Origin of the sequence: Brevundimonas sp., assembly GCF_024711105.1 — a bacterium.
In the GTDB taxonomy this organism is placed as follows: domain Bacteria; phylum Pseudomonadota; class Alphaproteobacteria; order Caulobacterales; family Caulobacteraceae; genus Brevundimonas.
Genome location: NZ_JANJTL010000089.1, coordinates 1 through 6,661 on the forward strand (window position 1 = coordinate 1; position 6,661 = coordinate 6,661).

Here is a 6,661-nt window from a genome sequence, read left to right on the forward strand (position 1 = left end):
CAGCACCGCCAGGGTCCGCCCCGGATCCCCCGCCCAGGCGCAGAACTCGTCCGCCCAGGCCGCGTGGAACTGCGGTCCGCGCAGGCTGTCCGCATCCTCCGCCGAGAAGGCGTAGGCATAAGCCCCGCCCGGAAACCGCACGCGTCTCCGCCCCGCCTCATAGACCGGCCCGTCCCAGCTTCCGTCGGCCCGCGTCCACCTCGGCAGGCCCACCAGGCCGCTCGCGCCCTCGACCATCACCTCGCGCACGTCGTGCAGCGTCGCCCCGACCAGCGCCAGCCGCCCCCCGGCCCCCAGCCGCATCGCCTGTTCCGCCAGCCACTAGGCCCCCGCGAACGTCTTGCCCGCCCCGCGCCCGCCCAGCATCAGCCACGTCGCCCACTCCCCCTCCGGCGCCCGCTGATGCGGATGCAGCACCACCCCATGCTCCGCCCACGCCGCCTCCCCCTCGCCCTCCGGGCAGGGGGACCCTGCGAAGCCCCCCGGGCGAAGCAGGGCCAGCCGCCCCCGCGCCTTCGCCGCCCGCACCATCGCCACGTCCATGTTGCACAGCAGCCCGACCGCCTGGGGCAGCCCCACCTGCGCCGCGCGCGCCTTGGCCGCATCGCTCGCCGCCAGGCTCGCCACCAGGTCGTCGGGATCGAGCTCCACCGCGCACGCCGCCCGCACCTCCGGGTCCGCCGAGGGCCTGGGCGGAACGTCCAGGCCGCGAGGCGGCGCCTTCACCGTCCGCTCGGACGTGGGCTTGCGCGCCACCCGCCGCAGGCCCATCCCGCGCCGGATCACGCTGTCACAGCGGCCGAACAGCCGCCCCAGCGCCTCGCTCGACCAGCCGTCGGCGTACAGCGCGGCGCACCGGCGCCAGTCCCCTTCGCACAGGTCAGCGGGCCGATAGCGATAGTCGTCCGCCCGGTCCTCGAACCGGGGCGCCCGCCGGCGCCGCTGCGCCCGCGCTTCCGGCGGCAGGTCCGCCACCCGCAGCCCCAGCCGCCGCTGCGCCCGATAAAGCGCCGCGAGCTTCACCCCGGCCTGCCCTGCGACCTCGACCGCCCGCTCGCCCGCCTGGACCCGCCGGCACAGCGGCGCCCAGGCCGCGTCCGTCAGCCCGTCGAAAACCGTCCCCTCGCCCATCGCAACAGCCTACGGCCGCCCCGAACGCCGGTGACGAAATCCCCGGCGCAGCCGGCGAACCCCCGCATCGCGGGGCCCCACCAAACGCCCGTCTCCCCTTGTGGGAGCCGTAGGCCAGCGCGGAGCCTGAGCAGGTGTCAGGCGCAGCCTGACGGATGAGGGGTCGAGCGCAGCGAGCCTCCCGACCCCCGCATCAACCCGGGCGTTATCCTGTCTCCTCCCCCGCATTGCGGGGGAGGAGGACCACGAAGTGGTGGAGGGGGCGGCGGCTCGCACGGCCCTGAACAATCCGCCCCCGCCCCAACCCTACGATCTGGCCCCCGGCCTTCGCCCGGATGACCGGTAGGGGTTAAGTCCCCGCCTCACCCCGTCGAGGCGAAGGCCCCCTTCGCCTCACGCCGAGCCCTCGGCCGTCCGACCCGACGCGGGTCAAGGACAGGGCTTCAAGCCCTGCCGCGCCAGCGGCGCGCAGCGTCCTTGAGGCGCGGCGGGGCGGGTGGCGTCAGTCCTCCCGAAGGCGCCACCTCTTCGCGAAATCTCGGTACCTTGTGGCGAACTCGGCGAGCTCTCCCCCGGTGATCGGCGTCAACGTTCCATCGACGCGTCGAACGAATATCTGCCCATCCAGCGGCGTGTCGTCCGGCCCGATGATGTGTGCGTCGTTGATCGCGACATAGGTCAGTCCTGTGGCCGAGTTGGCCCTGATCCCCGAGATCAGATTCGCCAGCGCCTGATCCTCCGGAGTTAGCCGCTGGGCCGCCTCCAGGTCGGCCAATTGCTTACCGGGGTCGATTTCCTCGGCGGCCATGTGCTGCAACATGCCGGAGAGATTGCGCTTGACCGGGTCGCTCATTCCTCCCCCCCGCCTTCGTCTTCGTCCACCACGGTCGGCTCCGCCGACGCCTCCGACAGCGCCCCCGCCCCCATCAGCAGGTCGGCCTCGATCAGCGGTCCCTCGACGATGGTCTTCAGCAGGTCCGCTTGTCGCGGCTCCAGCGCCACAAGACGGGTCAGGACGCGCAGGACGTTCAGCAACTCGGTGGTGTACTCCGCCGGCCATTGGTCAGGCTGGATGTTCGACAGGGGCGAAGGGGGCCTGCGGTCACCCATCGGTGGCTTGGATCGGTCCTTGCGGCGATAGCTCCACCATTGGTCCAGAACGTTCTTGCCCGACACCTCATAGTCCCGGACTTCGGGCCTGACGTTGTCGATGAACCGTGGCTCGAACTTGCCGTCGACCTTGACGGACCCGAGGGTCAGGCGCTGGGCGCCGGGGTCGTACTCCAGTTCGTGAACCATCTCGTCCAGCGTCTTGGGCAGAGGCTTGGCGAGGGTCGGTTCAGGCCCGTCCGTTACGCGCGGCGCCCCCGATGGCCGATCGTCTGAGAAGCGCTCCCCGAAAGTGTGAAGCCAGATGACCTCGCGGCCAAGCTCGACGGCCTTTTTGAACGTCTCGCCATGCGCCGTGACGGGAATTCGCAGGCCCGGCTGCTTCAGGTTGCCCCGGAAACGCGCGACATAGGCCGGGTGAGCGGCCACGGCGGCGATATAGGCCATCACGTACTCGGCGGTAACAGTCGCCCCGTACGCCTCGCCCAAGGCTTTGAGCAGTCCTGGCGAGACGTTGGGCAGCGTGGCCTCCGCGTCTTGCCAGAGGGGGAAGGCCCGTCCGCCGAACGAGCCCTTGTAGTGGTGAAGGTCCGGAATCAGTCCCGAGAACGTCAGTGCCGGCCCGGCTGACGGCGAGTGCGCCATCAGCCCAGTCGCATACACCTGCCTATCCGAATGGCCTTTCCACAGCGCGGGATTGGCCCGGTTGATCAGCCTATTGTCCGGCAGCAACCACTGGCGGTCGAAGGAGCGGAATGCGTAGCGAACCGGCTCCGCCCCCATGTATTTCCCATCCTTGCCGACCTTCTCGTCGTCCACGCTGATCGGCGGGTGCTTGTGGCCCTCTAGGGATTCCTTGACGACCTTGGTCAAGGTCCTGTCCCCGTTCATGTGCGGGTGAAACAGCTCTGACTTCTTCGCCGGCTCCTTCTGAGTGATCAGGTCTGTCCACCGTCTCCGAAGGCTGTCCGCGTCCGGCGCGATCACCCAGGTGCGCCCCGTCATCACGCCCGAGCCATTGTAAACGAACAGGTCCTCCAAGGCCGGATAGCCCACCCAACTGGCCTCCCCGGGGGGCAGGAAAGGCGCGCGCGGCTCGCTGGGCGCCTCGACCCAGCCGTCGTCGTCCAGGCCGATGGCGGCCAGGGCCGCGAACTTGGCGGCGCGCGGCCCCTCGGGCAGGGCCCGGAACCGGACCCTCGCGGGCGTCTCCGGGCGCGTCGGGCCCTTGCGCAGGGCGATGACGATGCACACCGGCTGCTGCACTCCCTGGAAGATGCGCGTCGCCACCGGCGGCTGGTGGCCCTCCGGCGAACAGTCGATGACCCAGATCTCGTCCGCGTCGCGGCGCAGGTCCGCCCGCATCTTCTGGAAGCCGGGCCCGTTCAGGAACCCCGCCACGGTGATGAAGGAGACGATGCCCTGGCGCCGGGTCCAGTCGTCCGCCGCCGCCTGGTCGGTCCCGCCCCGGAACGGGTCGCCGCCGAACACCTTCCACGCCGCCCAGCGCCAGAAATAGACGTAGAGGTTCCTCAGGTGCTTGGCATGTGCGCCCACGCCCCAGTCAGCCGGGGGCTGCCAATCGTCCAGCGGCGACTTCAACCCCGGCCCCCGGCTTTCGACCCAGCCGCCGCGTCCCTTGGCCTTCTCCTTGTAGGGCGGATTGCCCAGCACGACCGTGATCGCCTCGTGCCGCTTCACCCGGTTCGACTGCTTGCGCGATTCCGCGATCGCGCGGACCGGGTGCGGAATCCAGGCCGCCTCCTCGTCGGGATCGCCTAGCGTATCGGTGATGTAGAGCCTCAGGCCGTCGGATAGCGCGGCCTCGATGGCCTCCCGCTCCGCCGGCGTCTCGTCGCCCGTCAGGCTCAGGTCGATCAGTTCGGCCAATAGCCGCAGCTGCGCCACCGCGAACGGCCCAAACTGCAGCTCGAACCCGATCAGCCGCTCCAGCGCGGCCTGGATGGCGCCGGGGACCGAGCCCGGCCCCTCGTCGTCGCGGATGGTGTCCGCGATCCGCGACAGCACGCCCAACAGGAAGGTGCCCGTGCCGACGGCCGGGTCGGCCAGCTTGACGTCGGTGGCCGCCAGCCCGCGCGGTCGGTTGAACCGGTCCGGCGCGCGCAGCGCCTCGTCGACCAGCCGCACCATCTCCGTCACCACCTCGGGCGGGGTGTAATAGCTGCCGGTCTTCTTCCGGAGGCGGGAGTCGTATTCCTCCAGGAACAGTTCATAGAAGTAGAGCCAGGGCTCCGGCTGGTCCTTGGCCAGCTCCTTCCACTCGACCACGTCCAGCACCCGCACCAGGGTGTCCATCGAGGTCTGCAGCAGCTTGCCGTCCTCGGCTGGCTCGGTCAGCAGCTTGAGCGCCGAGCCGATGAGCGAGTTGGTCTGGCTCAACGTCTTGCCGGTGGCGTCCAGCCCGTCCGCCAGGGTGATGTCGCGTGCCCGCGCCATCAGCAGTCCGAAGGTCACCGCCTGGGCGTAACCGTCCGCGAACTCCGCCTCCTTCGCGTCCGGCAGCAGGAGCTGGCGCCAGTCCTTCATCAGGGCGTGCAGCGGCTCGGCGCCCCGATCCAGCTCCTCGAGCACCTCGTCGCGCAACAGGCGGCAGAGACGCGCCGTCATCTTGGCGAGTTGCCTTGGCGTTCGCGGCGGAACTGGATCCCACGCGAGGAAGTCCGATATCAGGGCCGCCAGCGCCGGAGGCGCCTTGAGCTTGGCCCCCGCAGTATCCAGGTCGCCGTCCAGGCTGAGAATGTCGCTGACCTTCTCACCGTCGCGCCACAGCGAGAACGACTGTCCGTCGGTGTAGATGAGGTTCGGCAGGGCCTTGAGCTTGGCCCATTGCGCCTTGTCGTGCTTGTCGGTGAACCTGCGCGGGTCGGCGCCCTTGCCGGGCGCCTTGACCTCTATGTGGCCGACCAGGGCCTTGTGGCGCGTCACCGCGAAGTCCGGCCGCACCATGAGGTCGGCCAGGCTGTTCTCGCCCACGAGGACCACCGCGCCCGCCGGCAATCCCGCGAGGCCCGCCAGGTCCTTGATCAAGGTCTCAAGCGGATTGCGCAGCTGATCTTCCGGCTGCCCATCAGCGCCGGGATTGTTCAGCTTGTCCTTGGCGTCTTTGCCGAAACGCGAAACCGCTTCGTCGAGCGTCATCCCCATCCCTCCACAGCAGAATCAATCGCCTGTGGGTCGTCGCGGCGCAACCGTCATTCGCGCTGGACCCGCAAGCGAATCACGGGAACATCGGTCCGATGTCGCAGCTCGATCTCTTCGGAGGGGCCACACCCCAGGCGCTGGCCCAGGTCGATCCCGAGGCCGTGCGTCGGCGCGTCAACGCCCTGCTCGATCGGCTGCGCGCCGCCGAGGTCATGCCGCTCTCCGACAAGGAGTTGCGCTACTGGACCACGGTCATGCCCCAGACCACCAACTGGCTGGAGCCGGATGAAAAGGCCGCCGCCTGCGCCGAATTCGAGGCTCAGGTCACGCGTCTAAGCCGCCAGGCGGCCTAAGGCCGCCCCCTAATGCGCCTCGTCCCAGTTCCCCGCCGCCCGCGCGTCGACCGTCAGCGGCACTGACAGCGCCACGGCCGGCTCGGCCGCCGTCTCCATGACCCGGCGGATCACCGGAAGCGCCGCGTCGGCCTCCTCGGCCGGGGCCTCGAAGACCAGTTCGTCGTGCACCTGCAGCAGCATGCGCGTCTGCAAGCCCGCGTCCCTGAGCGCGCCGGGCATGCGCATCATGGCGCGACGGATGATGTCCGCCGCCGCGCCCTGGATCGGGGCGTTGATGGCGGCGCGTTCGCCGAACTGGCGCTCGGCGTTGGACTTGGAGCGGATGGCCGGGATGTGGATGCGGCGCCCGAAGATGGTCGAGACGAAGCCGGCCTGGCGGACCTCGGCGCGGGTCCGGTCCATATAGGCGCGGATGCCGGGGAAGCGCTCGAAATAGGTCTTGATGTAGGCCCCGGCCTCGCCCTGGTCGATGCCCAGCTGGTTGGCCAGGCCGAAGGCCGAGATGCCGTAGACGATGCCGAAGTTGATGGCCTTGGCGCGCCGGCGGGTCTCGGCCGGCATGCCCTCGACGGGGACGCCGAACATCTCGGACGCCGTGGCCGCATGGATGTCCAGGCCCGCCTTGAAGGCGCGCTTCAGCTCGGGGATGTCGCCGAGGTGGGCCAAAAGGCGCAGCTCGATCTGGCTGTAGTCGGCTGAAATCAGGACGTGGCCCGGCTCGGCGATGAAGGCCTGGCGGATCTGGCGGCCGGTCTCGGTGCGGATCGGGATGTTCTGCAGGTTCGGGTCGGACGAGGCCAGGCGCCCGGTCGAGGCGGCGGCCAGCTGATAGCTGGTATGGACGCGGTCGGTCGCGGGGTCGGCGGCGGCGATCAGGGCGTCCGTATAGGTGCCCTTGAGCT

6 protein-coding genes are annotated in these 6,661 nt (G+C 69.9%); 1 reads left to right on the forward strand and 5 read right to left on the reverse strand.

Annotation, left to right across the window (positions count from 1 at the left end; genetic code table 11):
• The 4 genes from Q0M60_RS06395 to Q0M60_RS06410 form a co-directional block, all read right to left on the reverse strand.
• Nucleotides 1-303 (reverse strand): terminase family protein (locus tag Q0M60_RS06395; RefSeq protein ID WP_296817486.1); only part of this gene is annotated, 303 nt, incomplete at its 3' end.
• Nucleotides 304-321: 18 nt separating this feature from the next.
• Nucleotides 322-1,131 carry a hypothetical protein gene (locus tag Q0M60_RS06400; protein WP_296817489.1) on the reverse strand — a complete coding sequence of 270 codons (810 nt, stop codon included), beginning with the start codon at nt 1,129-1,131 and terminating at the stop codon, nt 322-324.
• 502 nt (nt 1,132-1,633) lie between these two features.
• Nucleotides 1,634-1,984: a hypothetical protein gene (locus Q0M60_RS06405; RefSeq protein ID WP_296817491.1), complete on the reverse strand. Its 351-nt coding sequence runs from the start codon at nt 1,982-1,984 to the stop codon at nt 1,634-1,636.
• Nucleotides 1,981-5,400 (reverse strand): type ISP restriction/modification enzyme, encoded by a 3,420-nt coding sequence (locus Q0M60_RS06410; RefSeq protein ID WP_296817493.1) that lies wholly within the window; start codon nt 5,398-5,400, stop codon nt 1,981-1,983. The genes Q0M60_RS06405 and Q0M60_RS06410 overlap by 4 nt, the downstream gene beginning before the upstream one ends.
• 98 nt (nt 5,401-5,498) lie before the next feature.
• Between Q0M60_RS06410 and Q0M60_RS06415 the strand changes: the two genes are divergently transcribed.
• Nucleotides 5,499-5,756, forward strand: coding sequence for a hypothetical protein (locus tag Q0M60_RS06415; RefSeq protein WP_296817495.1), 258 nt, complete (start codon nt 5,499-5,501; stop codon nt 5,754-5,756).
• Between the two features lie 9 nt (nt 5,757-5,765).
• Here the strand turns inward: Q0M60_RS06415 and Q0M60_RS06420 are convergent.
• On the reverse strand, nt 5,766-6,661 hold an 896-nt coding region (locus Q0M60_RS06420), incomplete at its 5' end, for a DNA polymerase (protein WP_296817497.1).